Annotated in this window: 17 protein-coding genes; 10 read left to right on the top strand and 7 right to left on the bottom strand. The window is 44.2% G+C overall.

Features of this window, described 5'->3' with window-relative positions; genetic code table 11:
* Positions 1-5 precede the first annotated feature (5 nt).
* Entirely contained in the window at positions 6-848 is an 843-nt protein-coding gene (gene accD, locus V7S74_RS09665; protein ID WP_406778554.1) for an acetyl-CoA carboxylase, carboxyltransferase subunit beta, read from the top strand.
* Between the two features lie 97 nt (positions 849-945).
* Here accD and V7S74_RS09660 read toward each other — a convergent pair whose 3' ends face one another.
* Positions 946-1,752: a zinc ribbon domain-containing protein gene (locus V7S74_RS09660; RefSeq protein ID WP_406778553.1), complete on the bottom strand. Its 807-nt coding sequence runs from the start codon at positions 1,750-1,752 to the stop codon at positions 946-948.
* Positions 1,753-1,789: 37 nt separating this feature from the next.
* Positions 1,790-2,881 carry a Nif3-like dinuclear metal center hexameric protein gene (locus tag V7S74_RS09655; RefSeq protein ID WP_406778552.1) on the bottom strand — a complete coding sequence of 364 codons (1,092 nt, stop codon included), beginning with the start codon at positions 2,879-2,881 and terminating at the stop codon, positions 1,790-1,792.
* 72 nt (positions 2,882-2,953) lie between these two features.
* Between V7S74_RS09655 and V7S74_RS09650 the strand changes: the two genes are divergently transcribed.
* On the top strand, positions 2,954-3,391 hold the full coding sequence (locus V7S74_RS09650; protein WP_406778551.1) for an NUDIX domain-containing protein: 438 nt from the start codon (positions 2,954-2,956) through the stop codon (positions 3,389-3,391).
* On the opposite strand, the gene V7S74_RS09645 is transcribed toward V7S74_RS09650, so the two are convergent.
* Positions 3,372-4,748 carry a high affinity choline transporter 1 gene (locus tag V7S74_RS09645; RefSeq protein ID WP_406778550.1) on the bottom strand — a complete coding sequence of 459 codons (1,377 nt, stop codon included), beginning with the start codon at positions 4,746-4,748 and terminating at the stop codon, positions 3,372-3,374. The genes V7S74_RS09650 and V7S74_RS09645 overlap by 20 nt on opposite strands.
* A 51-nt stretch (positions 4,749-4,799) precedes the next feature.
* Between V7S74_RS09645 and V7S74_RS09640 the strand changes: the two genes are divergently transcribed.
* The gene (locus tag V7S74_RS09640; RefSeq protein ID WP_406778549.1) at positions 4,800-6,047 is read left to right on the top strand and encodes a D-alanyl-D-alanine carboxypeptidase; all 1,248 of its coding nucleotides are present in this window, start codon (positions 4,800-4,802) and stop codon (positions 6,045-6,047) included.
* Positions 6,048-6,129: 82 nt separating this feature from the next.
* On the opposite strand, the gene V7S74_RS09635 is transcribed toward V7S74_RS09640, so the two are convergent.
* Entirely contained in the window at positions 6,130-7,428 is a 1,299-nt protein-coding gene (locus V7S74_RS09635; RefSeq protein ID WP_406778548.1) for an APC family permease, read from the bottom strand.
* Positions 7,418-8,536, bottom strand: coding sequence for an endonuclease/exonuclease/phosphatase family protein (locus V7S74_RS09630; RefSeq protein WP_406778547.1), 1,119 nt, complete (start codon positions 8,534-8,536; stop codon positions 7,418-7,420). The genes V7S74_RS09635 and V7S74_RS09630 overlap by 11 nt, the downstream gene beginning before the upstream one ends.
* A 130-nt stretch (positions 8,537-8,666) precedes the next feature.
* On the opposite strand from V7S74_RS09630, the gene rpmB reads away from it, so the two are divergent.
* Positions 8,667-8,906 (top strand): 50S ribosomal protein L28, encoded by a 240-nt coding sequence (gene rpmB, locus V7S74_RS09625; protein ID WP_130894998.1) that lies wholly within the window; start codon positions 8,667-8,669, stop codon positions 8,904-8,906.
* Positions 8,907-8,973: 67 nt separating this feature from the next.
* Positions 8,974-9,684 carry a HesA/MoeB/ThiF family protein gene (locus V7S74_RS09620; RefSeq protein ID WP_406778546.1) on the top strand — a complete coding sequence of 237 codons (711 nt, stop codon included), beginning with the start codon at positions 8,974-8,976 and terminating at the stop codon, positions 9,682-9,684.
* Here the strand turns inward: V7S74_RS09620 and rimO are convergent.
* Positions 9,674-10,996: a 30S ribosomal protein S12 methylthiotransferase RimO gene (rimO, locus tag V7S74_RS09615; RefSeq protein ID WP_406778545.1), complete on the bottom strand. Its 1,323-nt coding sequence runs from the start codon at positions 10,994-10,996 to the stop codon at positions 9,674-9,676. The genes V7S74_RS09620 and rimO overlap by 11 nt on opposite strands.
* A gap of 112 nt (positions 10,997-11,108) precedes the next feature.
* Between rimO and V7S74_RS09610 the strand changes: the two genes are divergently transcribed.
* Positions 11,109-11,816, top strand: coding sequence for a 3-keto-disaccharide hydrolase (locus V7S74_RS09610; protein ID WP_406778544.1), 708 nt, complete (start codon positions 11,109-11,111; stop codon positions 11,814-11,816).
* Between the two features lie 96 nt (positions 11,817-11,912).
* On the opposite strand, the gene V7S74_RS09605 is transcribed toward V7S74_RS09610, so the two are convergent.
* A complete protein-coding gene (locus V7S74_RS09605; protein ID WP_406778543.1) occupies positions 11,913-12,920 on the bottom strand; it encodes an SMP-30/gluconolactonase/LRE family protein in 1,008 nt (335 codons plus the stop codon).
* A 49-nt stretch (positions 12,921-12,969) separates the two neighbouring features.
* On the opposite strand from V7S74_RS09605, the gene prmC reads away from it, so the two are divergent.
* Genes prmC through V7S74_RS09585 form a run of 4 tightly spaced genes read left to right on the top strand, consistent with a single transcriptional unit; the run spans position 12,970 to position 15,638 of the window.
* The gene (prmC, locus tag V7S74_RS09600; protein WP_406778542.1) at positions 12,970-13,815 is read left to right on the top strand and encodes a peptide chain release factor N(5)-glutamine methyltransferase; all 846 of its coding nucleotides are present in this window, start codon (positions 12,970-12,972) and stop codon (positions 13,813-13,815) included.
* Between the two features lie 51 nt (positions 13,816-13,866).
* Positions 13,867-14,460: a LemA family protein gene (locus V7S74_RS09595; protein ID WP_406778541.1), complete on the top strand. Its 594-nt coding sequence runs from the start codon at positions 13,867-13,869 to the stop codon at positions 14,458-14,460.
* Positions 14,461-14,462: 2 nt separating this feature from the next.
* A complete protein-coding gene (locus tag V7S74_RS09590) occupies positions 14,463-14,885 on the top strand; it encodes a TPM domain-containing protein (RefSeq protein WP_406778540.1) in 423 nt (140 codons plus the stop codon).
* 9 nt (positions 14,886-14,894) lie between these two features.
* Positions 14,895-15,638, top strand: a complete 744-nt coding sequence (locus V7S74_RS09585) for a TPM domain-containing protein (RefSeq protein ID WP_406778539.1) — start codon at positions 14,895-14,897, stop codon at positions 15,636-15,638.
* Position 15,639: the final 1 nt, after the last annotated feature.

Here is a 15,639-nt window from a genome sequence, read left to right as displayed (position 1 = left end):
GCATTATGTCTTGGTTTTCAAGAAAAGAAAAAGGAATTGTAACCCCCACAGCTTCTAAATTAGATGCTCCGGATGGATTGTGGTACCAATGTCCTTCTTGTAAAAAAGCGATTCATACACGCGAACACCGCTTGTTTGCCTATACGTGTTCGAGTTGCAACTACCACGAAAAAATAGGTTCACAAGAATATTTCGAGTTATTGTTCGATAATTCTCTTTATACGGAATTAGATCCAATGATGGGCTCAGGTGATCCATTGGAGTTTACTGATACGAAAAAATATACGGATCGCATCAAAGCGACAGAATATAATACGGGCCTAAAGGATGCCGTTAGAACCGCTTACGGTGAAATCAATGGTTTGCCTATTTGTATTTCAGCGATGGACTTTAATTTCATCGGTGGATCGATGGGATCTGTGGTAGGAGAGAAGATTACTCGCGGAATGCGTCACTCTTTAGAGACAGGCAAACCCTTCTTGATGATCTCTCGCTCCGGTGGTGCTCGTATGATGGAGGCTGGTTTTTCTTTGATGCAGATGGCCAAAACCTCTTCCTTAATCGCCCTCCTCGCTGAAGCTAAGATTCCTTATATCTCTTTAATGACCAATCCGACGACGGGTGGTGTGACGGCTTCTTTCGCGATGCTAGGAGATTTCAATATCGCAGAGCCAGGTGCCCTAATCGGTTTCGCAGGTCCTCGTGTGATTAAAGAAACGATCGGTAAAGATTTGCCTAAAGGTTTCCAAAGCGCCGAGTTCGTCGAAGAACACGGCTTCCTAGATTTCATCGTAGATCGCAAAGATTTAAAAGACAAATTGAGTTCCTTGTTAGGGATGTTGAAATAGAAAAAAGCCAGCTGATGAAGCTGGCTTTTTTGTTTCTAAAGTGCATAAAAAAGCCCACTATTTCTAGCGGGCTTTTTCATTCTATGGTCTATTGAAATTACTCAGCGGCCACAACTTCTTTCGTTGCTGCTTTAGCACGAGATTTCTTTTCTTTCTCTGGAGCTGGAATTACATCTTCCACACCTGCGAAGATACGTCCGCAATGCTCGCAAACTAAGATTTTCTTCTTGTCTTTGATATCAGTTTGACGTTGTGGAGGTACTGAGCTGAAACATCCACCACAAGCACCACGCTTTACAAGAACAACCGCTAAGCCGTTACGTGCGTTATCGCGTAATTTTGTGTAAGATTTGAAAAGACGCTCATCAACAGATTTCACTGCTTTTTCGCGGTCTTTTAATGATTTTTGCTCGTCTTCCTCGCTTTCAGCGATGATTACTTGTAATTCGTTTTGTTTGATCTCAAGATCTTTCTTGCGCTCAAATAAGTTTGATTCAACTGAAGCAATTTCGTCGTTTTTGTTCAAAACTTTGAAGTCGATTTCTTTGATACGCTTATCTGCAATCTCCATTTCGATTCCTTGCAATTCAATTTCCTTAGAAATTGCATCGAATTCGCGGTTATTACGCACATTCATTTGTTGTTCCTTGTACTTAATAATTAAGTTATCGGAATTTTTCTTTGCGATTCTGTAGTTAGCGATTTGCTCTTCAAAATCAGCCACATCTTGCTGGAATTTAGCCAAACGAGTCTCTAAACCCATGATCTCATCTTCAAGATCACGAACTTCTTCCGGTAAATCACCGCGTACTTTACGAATGCTATCTAGATTAGTATCGATTGTTTGAAGCTTTAAAAGGGCCTCTAACTTTTGGGCAATTGTTGTTTCGGTAACTGTAGCCATTATTCTAATTTATTTGAATTGTCTAACCTCTCTCATGTTAAGCGAAACGGACCGGATTGGTATTGGTCTCACTTTTCAGAACGGCAAAATTACTAATTTTTTTTGATAAATAGTCATGTACTGCATCAATAATCATGACTTCTGATTCGTAATGCCCTACATCGATTAATAGACATTGATTTTCCGCATCAAAAAACTCGTGGTACTTGATATCTGACGTGATATACGCATCTGCTTTTTGCCTTATTGCTTCTTTAATTAAGAAACTTCCGGCCCCACCGCAGACCGCTACTTTGGAAATAGGCCCTTTAGGTAACGCGGTATGTTTTAAGGCGTCAAGGCCTAAACGTTCTTTGACAAAATGTAGAAAGGCTTCAGGAGCCAGAGGCTTCTCTAATATACCAATGTATCCTGCACCTACGTCTTGCCAAGAATTATCCAAGGAAGTGATAAAATAAGCGACTTCCTCATAGGGATGTGCGGATTTTAAAGCAGCTAAAATCTCACTTGAAAGATAAGATGGAAATACCATCTCCACTTTGACCTCGTTCACTTCGGATAGTTCGTTAGCTATTCCAGTATATGGATTTGCGTCAACGGACGGTTGAAAACGACCCTTGCCCTCCGAAGTAAAACTGCAGGAAGAATATTCGCCTATATTTCCGGCACCAGCCGCGTGCAAGGCCTCGCGAACAGCCTCCTCGTGAGACGCTGGCACATAATATTGAAGCGCTTTTAACGCCTCCTGCATGGGTTTCATCACTTGGCCTTGAATGCCCAGTTTCGAGGCTAAATGATAGCTAACGCCTTTAGGAGCATGATCTAGATTCGTGTGTGAAGCGTACAGCGCAATATTATTTTGAATGGCCTTGATGACCGTTCTTTCGACATACGAGGCGCCAGTGAATCGTTTTAATCCAGAGAAAACGATGGGATGATGCGAAATAATCAAGTTACAGCCCTTTTTGATAGCCTCTTCCAAAACCTCTTCCGTGCAATCGAGACTAATTAATATCCCTTTTGCGGTTGCATTTGCGTCCCCCACCAGTAAACCCGCGTTATCATAGGATTCTTGCCAGGCTAAGGGTGCCCAAGCTTCCATTTCCTGACAAATTTCTCTTATTTGCATGCTATACGTTCATTTTGACTGCAATTTAGGAAATCTAATGGTATATTTATCCTTTCAAATTTTTCAAACCCCATGCGAATTAGACCAGCTGCCCTCATCATCGAAAATAATCACGTGCTTTTCTTGCGCTACGATTATCCGGGAGGTAGCAAGTTTGCTTTACCAGGCGGAAATGTGGATGCTGGCGAAACCTTTCCTGTAACCATTGCCCGTGAATGTGAGGAAGAATTAGGGATTGAAGTGGAGGTGCATGATTTATTGTTTACAGGTCAGGTGCACGCAACGGACGATTTTTCTGCCTGTGTGCACGTGGTTTTCGAAGGTGATATCGTAGGAGGAATTCCACAATTGCATCCAGGTGAAACGACAGCAGACGATTTAGTGTGGGTGCCAGTTGATAAAATTTCGGAATTACATATCTACCCTGCCATGAATGACGCGATTCTTGATTTCGTGCATACCGGGAAGAAAGGGCAATACGTAGGGACGCTTAAGCAGATTTGGCTTTAATTTGATTTCCCACGAGTAAGCCGATTAATCCGGCTACTAGTCCATACCAAACTGCTGGAATTTCGGATGGATTAATGAAATGAAAGTATCCCCAGAAAACTAATCCCAAGACCATACTTAAGTGACTTCCCCAAGGAGTCGTTTTCTTCCACCAAAGTCCTGCATTTAGCGGAATGAAGAGGGAAACGAGGCTGAAGGCGGAGGCTTCGCCTACGAGTTCGAAGATGTTTTGGCGTTCAATAGCCATAATAATACAGGCCAAAGTCACTAATACCACCGATATCCGTATAAATAACAAAACGATTTTATCCGAAGGCTGGCGCATCAAAGGTTTCAACAAATTTTCCCCTAACACAGATGCCGGTGCTAAAATCGCCCCAGAAGTTGTACTCAACAAAGCAGAAAGCAGGGCTCCTAAAAACAAGACCTGCATCGCCCGCGGCGTGAATTTCATCACCAAAGTGGGGATGAGTAAATCGTCTTCAGCCAGTAGCGAAGGGTATAAACGAACGGCGATGAAGGCAATTAAAAGAGGCAATAGCGCCACCGTCAAGTACATGGCACCCGCTGCAATACTCGCTTTTGCGGCAATCATTTCATTCTTTGCTGACATAACCCGCTGAAAAATGTCCTGCTGCGGAATCGATCCGAAGCCGATGGTTATCCAAGCAGCACCATAAACGAGCCAATCTTTCCAGGTATTTTCTTTAGGTGTGGCTCGAAAGAAATCGGCAGGTTGAGAAGAGATGAGTTGATTGAAATCCGGGACTTTGGCCCATAATAAATAGGCTAAAAACAACAGCCCTGCAATCAAGATGATGTTATGAAAAAAGTCCGTCACCGAAATCGACCACATTCCACCCAAAAGGGTATAGGCCATCACTAATAGCGCGCCAATGATGATTCCCATCTCCACAGAAATAGGCAATAAAAGGTGCATGGTAAGCCCTAAAGCCACTAATTGTGCAGAAATCCACCCGAAATAGGAGGGGATCATGATGACTGCCGAAAGCTTTTCGGAAAAGGCGCCAAACCGCAGCCTAAAATAATCACTAAAGGTCAATACGGGTAAGGGATACAGTTTTCGGGCATAAATAGCGCCCACGAGAAATAAACCCAGCGCAGCCCCAAACGGCTCCTCAATAATCGCTAAAACACCGCCATGTACAAATTCTTTAGGCGCACCGAGTATAGTTTCTGATCCAAACCACGTGGCAAAAGTCACCATGGTCGCTAAAGCAAAAGGCAAAGAGCGCCCCGCTAACACGAAATCCTGCGTAGAATGCACCTTTTTGCTAGCCCACCAGCCCACGCCCAGGTTTAAAGCAAGATAGAAAATGACGAAAGCGACCAGCATTCTTTTAGGTAAAATGAGCCCAAAAATACGAAAACCTTTTACCTTTATTGTATGAAAAATCTAGCCTTTTTATTTCTGCTAGCTTTAGCCAGTTGCCAAAGCTCCCATTTGCAAATCGCTTTCAACGAATCAAGCCTTGCTCAGCGGTCGAGCGGCGTGATGATTAAGGATCTTTCGACGGGCAAAGTGCTCTTTGAAAAAAATGCTGACCAGTATTTCATGCCGGCTTCGAACATGAAGCTATTGACATTCTTACAAGCAAACCGAATTTTAGGCAACCAAATCCCTTCTTTCAAATACCGCGAAACAAAAGACACCCTCTTTTTCTGGGGAACCGGGGATATTTCAAATTTACATCCTGGTACAAAAAACACGGCGCTACGCGATTTTTTAGCCGCTTCATCGAAAGTGTTGGTGTATGGAGCACCTTTGAAACCGCTGCCTATTATGGGATCTGGCTGGGCTTGGGATGATTATAATGACCATTATTCGGCGGATATTTCGGACATGCCCTTGTACGGTAATTTAGTGAGCTTCTCCGCTGCTCAGCGTCGTTGGAACATTATGCCAGATGCCTTTGCTTCAGTGGCGAAAACGGGTTCCACGCTGGAAGTCAGAAGAAACCGCTTGAAAAATGAATTCACTTTGCCTGAATTAAAGACGGAAAAATACGGTGAGCAACAGGTTCCTTTCATGACTTCTCCCGATATGACGGCTTTTTTATTAAGCGATACGCTGCATAAATCGGTTGAAACTATGCCTTTAGCCGTTCATCCTGACGCCCGTATTTTCTATGCTGGCAAGATGGATAGCTTGTATGTTCCCATGTTACACGAAAGTGATAATGCGGTGGCGGAGCAATTACTCGTGATGATCGCTGCGGAGAAAGGTTGGGATCCGACTCAGGTGATTGATAATTTAAAGAAGGAACCCGGCAACGAATTCATGAAGGATATTCGCTGGATCGATGGCTCTGGTTTATCTCGTTATAATTTAATTAGGCCAAAAGATTTCATCTATATACTCGAGGCCCTAGCGCGCGAAGTAGCTCCGGAACGCCTGCATGCCCTGTTGCCGGAAGCCAATAAAACCGGAACGATGCGCAATGTACAGGACATTAACCCTGGTGTGCGTATTTGGGCGAAGTCAGGATCATTCGGTAATACTTATGATCTTTCAGGTTATTATAAAACCAAAGACGGTAAGACGCTTGCCTTCTCTGTTTTATCTAATTTAGGCAACACGTCGGTGAGGGAAATCAAGAAATCGGTGGTGGAGTTTTTGAAGGCGATACATTAAATGATTAATGGTAAGTGGTAAATGGAGGACTAAGCTGCGCAGCAGCGACTAAATCGCGAAGCGATGACTAAGACGAAGTCGACTAAACTAAAAACTTTCGATATACTAAATAGCTTACCGCCACAAATCCCACCACGTAAACCACACTCCCCAGATTAGTCACCAAGGTTCCCATTAAGAACAGGGTGGAGATAATTAATAATGTCCAAGGTAAAAAAGGATATCCCCATACGAGGTAAGGTCGCTTTAAGTTAGGCTCTGTAACGCGGAGACGTAAAAGAGACGCGAAGCCGGCTAAATAACTTGCTACGAAAAAGAAGGTCGCGATGTCTGAAAGACGTTCATTAATCTCTTTACCTGCTAATAGAAAAAGGCACGCGGAAAAGATGGTTAAATGAGTAGCGGTGGTGGGAGATCCGGCGGCGTTCACTTTTTCGGCGGCTTTGAAAAATAGGCCATCGCGGCTCATGGAATAGATTACCCGCGGGGCAAACATCACTTGGGTGTTCAAGATCCCTAAGATGCTAAGCATTAAAAAGACCGTAATCCAGCGGCCCATATCTGCCCCAAACAAGGCTTTCATCGCGTCTGCTGCCGCTAATTTGCTGGTGGATAGGGTTTCCAAAGGCAGGCTGTACAGAATCCCTACATTTATCAATAAGTAAATAAAGGCGACGATGATGACGCCGATGAACATGGATTTTGGCATGGATTTTACGGGATCCTTGTTTTCTTCTGTGAAATAACTCGCCGTGTGCCAGCCATCAAAGGCATAAAAAATGGACAAAAGGGCAGTCATGATACCGGTAGCGAGGGGGAGGCCTGTAGGGGCTTTGGCCTGCTCATTAAAAACGCCACCACCTCCATAAAGGAAACAGATGCCAATGAAAATCAACAGGGCAACGGCCTTAATGCCGCTGAGCCATTCCTGGGATTTGCCTGCCATCACCACACCTAATTGATGGAAAAACCACAAAATCGCTAGGATTCCGATGGCGCAGTAGACTAAATAGGGGCTTAGGGAGGGAAATACGATAATGAGGTATTCGCTGAAGGTGTATGATCCAAAACCGAGAGCGGTCACGGTACCTAACCAGCTGGTGAGGCCTACGAGGAATCCGATGTAGCGGCCAAAAGCACGTTCGGCATAACCGTACCAAGAACCTGCTTTGGGGATGGAAAGACTTAATTCTAGTAAGCAGCTTACGCCTAGCAGGGCATAAATGGCCACCAAAACCCACAGGCTAAGGATTAAACCAGGGTCTTGTAGGGAGGCTGCAATGGGGCCCGGTTTACGTAGAATCCCTGTTCCAACGGTTCCGCCTAGCGTGACAGCCACGCCAAAAGTCGTCCCCAGTACCTTCCAGAGCTTATTTTCCATGTAGAATGTATTGGCCTACCGTAGGGAAGTGATCCGAGTATTTGATGTTTCGAAGGGTTTGGAAGTTCGTTGCTTTCCATTCTTTCGAAAAGAATTGATCGTCGATGCGCACTAAATAAGGGCTGCGATTTAGGGTAAAACCAAAGCCTGAGCCTGCTTCTTCGAAGGAATTTTGTAGACGTTCACGGATGGTTCCATAGGCCCAGCCAGAAGGAGTTTCGTTCAAATCTCCCACTACTAGGATTGGATAGGGGCTCTTTTGAATCAGGCGATTAATCTTATCCATCTCCTTTTTGTGCTCGATAAAGCCCTTCCTAAGTGAGGAAATGATCCCGCGTCCTTCTTTCTTCGCGTCGGTATAATCTTGCAAACGAATTTTTGAGGTCATTTTGTTCACTCGAATACCCATCGACCAAAGCTGCAGGTTGATCACCCGAATCGTATCTTGATCCTTCACAATATCAGTTAGTAGATATCCATTCGCTGAATTTTCGAATTGTTCCCCTTCTTCGTGAATGATGGGGTATTTCGAAAATACGACTAAGCCCATCTTTTCGTGTGAATCGAACAATTGCTTTTTTAGTGGAATGAAGGCGTAATGGGGGTACTTTTCTTTTAAAAAGGAGACTGTATGATAGGCTTTGCGATCTGAATGGGAATAAAATTCTTGGAAGCATTTGATGTCCGCATCGTAATCGCGAATGAATTTTTTTAGGTCCTCTAATTGCTCTTTTTTGGCCTCATACTCGTTTGAATACATGCCAAAAACATTATAACTCATCACCGTCAGCGGTTTTTCTAAGGTCGCTACCGGCTGATTGAAGCTAATCGTTCTCCCGATAAATCCATATCCCAGCGCTAGCACGATTAGGGGTAAAAGCGCTCGCTTCGCTCGCTGAAAAGTCCAGTAAATCAAAGAAAAAAAGCACAACAACTGCGCATACGGCATCGTCATCATGATGAACCCCGCGAACCAATGCTCAACGATGAGCGAATAACTTAAAAGATAGGTCAGTAGGGTATAGAGGCACAATGGCAAGGTTCCTAACCAGATCAAGGAAGAGATGATTTTTTTCTTTAGGGGTGCCTTCGAGTTGCGCTTAGCCATACCCAAAGATACACATTGTCAACCATTTTATAAATTTTCGAATGAGGTTTGGGTTATTTCAAATTATTTTCTAATTTTGCAATCCCTTATAGGAAAGAATAATATTAAATAAAAGATAAATAAAAATACGATGGCAAAGGTTTGTCAAATTACAGGACGCAAAACTCAAGTAGGAAACAACGTTTCTCACGCTAATAACAAGACTAAGCGTAAGTTCTACCCGAACTTACAAACGAAGAAATTCTTCTTAGAGTCTGAAGGTGTTTGGGTTCGTATGAAGGTTTCAGCGAAAGCAATTCGCACAATCAACAAGAACGGTTTCGAAAAAACTTTAATTGCTGCTGCTCGTAAGGGTACATTAAGCGTTTAGTTTTCAAAATAATTATCGAAATTAGCCTTCCTGAAATTCAGGAAGGCTTTTTTTATTTGTACCTACCATGTTAAGCGATTTAGAATTCGAACGTTACCGCAAGCAGCTCAATCTGCCGGAATGGCGCAAAGCCCAGCAGATGGCTTTGAAGAACGCGTCTATTCTTGTAGTAGGAGCAGGTGGCTTAGGTTGCGGGGCATTACCTTTTCTGGCTGCAGCGGGGGTAGGGTCGTTGACAATTCTGGATGCGGATGTCATCGAGTTATCTAATCTAGCGCGTCAAGTGCTCTATCGCACGGAGGATGTAGGCGCTTCGAAAGCGCTGAAAGCGGCGGAGGCTTTGCAAGCATTGAATCCGACCATTGCCATCCAAGGAATCGCGGTGAATCTAACGTCGGAAAATGCTGCGACGTATGTCGCTCAGCACGACTTAATCATCGATTGCACCGATAATTTCAAAACGCGTTACTTGATAAATGATACCTGTGTGGAATGGAGGAAGCCTTTTATCTACGGCGCGATTCACGCTTGGGAAGGTCAGTTTGCGGTGTTTCATCCGTCAGGTCCATCCTATAGAAAGTTATTCCCGGTCGAACCGAGCCCACAAGAAATTCCTGCTTGCGATGAAGTAGGTGTGTTAGGTGTATTACCCGGAATCATCGGATTGTTGCAGGCAAAAGAGGCGATCTTCTACCTGGCGGGTTTTGAATCCCCCGCCCAAAAAAGTTTAATGACCTTCGATCTACGCGATATGCGTCTCAGCTCGTTTACGCTATAATATCGCCGTATAAGTCGAATTCTTCGGCTTTATTGATCTTCACATTCACGAAATCTCCCAAACGTGCGTATTGCTCAGCCGGAATCAACACCTCATTATCTACCTCTGGAGAATCAAATTCGGTACGCCCCACGAAGTAGCCGCTCTCTTTGCGGTCGACCATTACTTTTAGGGTTTGGCCTACTTTCTCTTGATTCAACTCCTCTGAAATACCTTGTTGCAACGCCATGATTTCGTCAGAACGGAATTGCTTCACATCTTCTGGTACGTCGTCATTCACTAAATAAGCGTGGGTATTTTCCTCATGGCTATAATTAAAGATACCTAAACGATCGAAACGCATACGTTCTACGAAAGAGTAGGTCTCTTCGAAGTCTTCTTCCGTTTCGCCTGGGTAACCGGAAATAAGTGTGGTACGTAACGCGATTCCTGGCACTTTCTCGCGAATGGTGTGGATTAATTCCTCGGTTTTTTCGCGGGTGATACCACGGCGCATGTGCTTCAACATAGCGTCTGAACCACTTTGGAGTGGCATATCGAGGTATTTACAGATATTATCTCGCTCTGCCATTGTCTCTAAAATCTCCACTGGGAATCCAGCGGGGTAGGCATATTGCAAGCGGATCCATTCGATGCCGTTGACATCTGAAAGGCGCTCTAAAAGTTCTTTTAATTTTCTGCCTGATTTGCCTTCGCCTTTCAAGTCTAAACCGTAGAAGGTTAGGTCTTGAGCGATTAAGATCAATTCTTTCGTACCTTTTTTCGCAAGTGACGAAGCCTCCTTTACTAATTCCTCCATCGGAGTAGAAACGTGTTTTCCACGCATTAAGGGAATGGCACAGAAACTACATGGGCGATCACAACCTTCCGCAATCTTCAAATAAGCATAATGTGCGGGAGTCGTTAATAGGCGCTCGCCCACTAATTCATGCTTGTAATCTGCCTTTAAGGCTTTCAGTAAACGAGGTAATTCATTGGTTCCAAAGAACGAGTCCACCATCGGAATTTCTCTTTCTAAATCATCCTTGTAGCGATGAGATAGGCATCCGGTAACGTATAATTTGTCGATTTTGCCAGCCTCTTTAGCGTCTGCATAGCGGAGGATGGTGTCGATCGATTCTTGTTTGGCATTATCAATAAACCCACAGGTGTTGATCACCACGATGTTCGCCTTGTCCTTTTTCGCCTCGTGCGTCACCTCTAATCCGTTCCCCTTTAATTGGGTGTAGAGTACTTCAGAATCGACTAGATTCTTCGAACAACCGAGGGTGATGATGTTGATGGAGGGCTTTGGGGCTACTTTGGTCTTCATGGATTTTTATATCAGCCTGCAATTTACGAAGTTTTAATGCCAAAATTGCCCGCAGCAGATACAATTGTTGGAGACTTTTAGTAGTATTGCAAAAATCATAAACCTAATAAACATGAACAAATTACTATTAAGTTGTGCAGCCTTCTGCTTCGCAATGACTTCATTTGGTCAAGGAATCAACGAATTGACTAAGGCAGAGAAGAAAAATGGCACCCAATTATTATTTGATGGAAAAACGTTCACAGGCTGGCATAGTTACGGCAAAGGGGATAAAGTAGGTTCTTCTTGGACGATTGAGAACGGTGTGATCGGTTTTGACGCAGCGAAGAAAGACGGTGGCGACTTAATTACGAATGAGTCTTTTGAGAATTATGATTTCTCAGTGGATTGGAAGATTTCTCCGAATGGAAATTCGGGTATCATTTTCAATGTGACGGATGATCCGAAGAAATATTACGCGACTTACGTAACGGGTCCTGAATTTCAAGTATTAGATAACGATGGCCATGCAGATGGTAAAATCACGAAACATCGTGCGGGTGATTTATACGACTTAATAAAGTCATACAAAGAAACGGTAAAGCCGGTGGGCGAGTGGAATACAGGCCGTATTGTGAATAACAAAGGTTTATTGCAATTGTATTTAAACGGAACCTTAGTGGTGGAAACACGCACGGATGACCAAAACTGGAAAGATTTGATTGCTGGTTCAAAATTCAAAGGAATGCCTGATTTCGGTAAAGTAATGGCAGGACACATCGCTTTGCAAGATCACGGCAACCAGGTTTGGTTTAGAAACATTAAGATTCGGAAATTATAAGAAAATGAAAAGGCCTCCTTCAATCGAAAGAGGCCTTTTTTATTGCTATCGCGCGTTGTCGCGGGATAGCGCGCGTTATCGCGCTAAACTCCCACGCTATTTCAGCCCTTTCGTCTTCGTCTTCACGCGCAATAGATTCATTTTCGAAGTGATAAAAAGCGTAGAACCATCCTCACCAAAACCCACATTTGAGTTTGGGTTCCCCGTTTCAATACGTCCTAATAATTTACCGGCTGGACTAATAACTAAAATTCCACCCGGTCCAGTCGTCCAGATGTTTCCTTGCTGATCTAGTTTCATGCCATCATAACCTCCGCGAATTCCTTGTTTGGCTAATTCTGAAGCATCGAAAAAGACTTTTGGCTCGCCTAGATTCCCATCTTTCCCTACCGGGAAAGCCAAGATGTGTGATTCTTGGGGTTCCGATGATCCTACGTACAAGATACTTTCATCTGGGTTCATCGCTAAACCGTTAGGTCTAGCCATCTTGTCGTATTGCAAAATCATGTCGCCCTTCTTGCTGATGCGAAAGACCCCTTGGAAAGGGAGTTCTTTCGCTGGCTCTTCCTTGCCGCGGCCTGGTAAGCCGTAGGGAGGATCTGTGAAGTAATAGTCGCCGTTTTTCGCTTGGATCACGTCGTTCGGGCTATTCAATTTTTTGCCTTCCCATAATCCGCTGAGGGATTTTTTTAATTCGGGTTTTCCCAAAGGCATTTCCGCTATACGTCTATTCCCATGTTCGGCAGAAACCAAGTTGCCTTTTTGGTTAATAATCAACCCATTCGCACCGGGTTCATAGGAATAATAAGTGGAGCCCGTATAACCCGATGGTGTTAAATAAAGCTCAGCTCCTTTTTCTGCAGTCCATTTGTATATTTTGTTCTCCGGCACATCTGAAAACAATAAATAGCCCCCTTTCTTCACCCAAACCGGACCTTCTGACCAGGTATAGCCTTCCGCTACAATCTCAATGGGAGTCGATGGGTCGATGAGTGTTTTCACGGATTCATCATAGACATGAATCTTGCCTATCGTTTTGTTTTGTGCCTGCACCGAAGCCTGTAAGCCCAGGATTGTGATGAGTGGCAGTATAAATTTTTTCATAGCGTTATCTGAGGTTTATAATTCGTAAATTTACCCAAATTCTCCACAAATGAAATTGATTTCAAGTCCAATTCTCATCCAGCAAATCACCGACGCCATTTCGACGCATTACGATGCCACCGAGGCGCGTGCGATTGCTTTTCGCTGTTTGGACGTAGGCTGGAATTTGAGTTCGATGGACATTATCCTGAAAAAGGAGGTGGAATTACCTGCTGATTGGCCCAGCCGTTTAGCGCGTCTCGCTACTGGCGAACCCCTGCAATACGTGATGGGGAAGACCTATTTCCGGGACCATTTATTTGAAGTTAATTCAGAGACCTTGATTCCCAGACCAGAGACGGAGGAGTTAGTGGAGTTGGTACTCGAGAAAGCCTCGAAAAATGCATCGGTTTTAGATGTAGGTACAGGATCTGGTTGCATTCCTATTTCATTGAAATTAGAGCGACCCTCTTTACAGGTAGAAGCTTGGGATATTTCCAGAGGGGCACTAGAGATGGCTCGTCAGAATGCCGAGACCCTGCGAGCAGCAGTTAGTTTCCAACAGCAAGACATTTTCGCTTGGCCTAGCTCGAATGGTCATTGGGATATCATCGTTTCGAATCCTCCCTATGTGACGGAAGAGGAGAAAAAGGAGATGGCGAACCATGTGCTGGATTTCGAACCTCATTTGGCCTTATTCGTGCCTAATGACGATGCTTTAAAATATTATGAAGCCTTAGCTGATTTTGCTATTGAGCGTTTATCGTATGGAGGATACCTGTGTTTAGAAATTAATCAATACTTTGGAACTCAAACCATGGAGCTCTTGTTTAGCAAGGGTTTCCAAGAGGTGCAATTGAAAAAAGACTTCAAAGGAAATGACCGGATGATTGTCGCACAAAAATCAGGTCTTTAAAATTTAACTCGTATTTTTGTTTCAACTAATAACCAATTAAAAATTAACAAGATGAATAAGACAGTATGGATTGTTTTGGGGGTAATTGCTCTCGTAATTTTTTGGGGAATTGGCTCACGTAATAGCATGGCTACCTCAGATCAAGATGTTAAGGCGAAGTGGGCGAATGTTCAAAGTGCTTACCAGCGTCGTGCAGACTTAATTCCGAACTTAGTGAAGACGGTTCAAGGCGTGGCAAATTTCGAGAAATCGACATTAACTGCAGTGATTGAAGCGCGTGCTTCTGCTACACAAATGAAATTAGATTCGAAGGATTTAAGCCCGGAGAATTTGCAAAAATACCAAGCGGCTCAGTCCTCTTTAGGCGGTGCCTTATCTCGTTTGATGGTGGTGGCTGAAAATTACCCACAATTAAAAGCAACAGAGAACTTCTCTGAGTTACAAGCACAATTAGAGGGTACAGAGAACCGCATAAAAGAAGAGCGTGATAATTTCAACTCTGCTGTTCAGGCTTATAATACCTTGATCGTTACCTTCCCCAATAGCTTAATCGCGTCATTCTCTGGATTTGCGGAGAAAGGTTTCTTCCAAGCGGAAGCTGGTTCTGAGAAAGCGCCGGAAGTAAATTTTGACGAGAAGAAATAAGCATGTTGTCAGAAGAACACCAAAACCTGATTTTGCAAGCCATCCAAGACGCTGAACTAAAGACGTCTGGAGAGATTCGTGTGCACGTGGAGAGTCATTGTGCTGGACACCCGATCGATCGGGCGAAGGAACTTTTCTTTCAATTAGGTATGCAGAAAACGGATTTGCAGAATGGGGTTTTGGTATATCTGGCCATGAAAGATCGCAAGTTTAGTATCATCGGGGACAAAGGAATCGACGCGAAAGTGCCGGCCGAATTTTGGGAAACCATCCGCGATGAGATGCGGGCCCACTTAGCAAAAAATGAGTTTGGTGCCGGTTTAGCGCATGGAGTAAAGCGCACAGTCGAAGTCTTAGCAGGCTTTTTTCCTTACCAGGCGGGAGATGTAAATGAATTGTCGAACGAGATCTCCTTTGGCCTCTAATTAGTTTCTATGCGCAAGCTTCTATTTCTATTTCTTTTTAGTGCGCGACTTTTCGCTCAAGAGGGTATTCCAGCAAAACCAGCTGGCTATATTCTCGATGAGGCTGGACTTTTAAATCCAGAGGAAGAGAATGCACTCGAGCAGAAAATGCGGGGCTATGCGGATTCTACTTCTACCCAGTTTGCCATAGTTCTCGTGAATTCGACGAACGGCCGTGATCCTTACGATTACGCGATTGATATCGGTAAAACATGGGGAGTAGGCCAAAAAGGCAAAAACAACGGCGTTGTCATTCTCGTAGCCATGCAAGATCGCAAGCTGCGTATTGTAACAGGTCGAGGAATCGAAGACGTCTTACCTGACGCCATCTGTAAACGTATTATCACTAGAACGCTAAAGCCTACTTTCAAAGCAGGCGCCTATTACCAAGGTTTAGATCAAGCAACTTCTGAAATGATGCGTCGCGCCAGTGGCGAATTCAAGAATGAAGACAGTGGCGAGGAGCCTCAAGGCATCCCTCCCTTCCTGATCTTTTTCCTATTTTTTATCGTCATTGCCATTATCAAAGCGGTTCGTAATCGCGGTGGAGGCGGAGGCCCTGGTTCTCGAGGCGGCGGTATGTTCTTTCCACCTATTTTCTTAGGCGGTGGAGATTATGGTCGTGGCGGTTCCGGTGGTGGCGGAGGCGGTTTTGATTTCGGTGGCTTCGGTGGAGGAGACTTCGGCGGAGGCGGTGCAGGAGGCGATTTTTAAT

The organism is Aquirufa novilacunae, from assembly GCF_045310505.1.
Lineage (GTDB): Bacteria > Bacteroidota > Bacteroidia > Cytophagales > Spirosomataceae > Aquirufa > Aquirufa novilacunae.
This window is presented reverse-complemented; position numbering and strand designations above follow the sequence as displayed.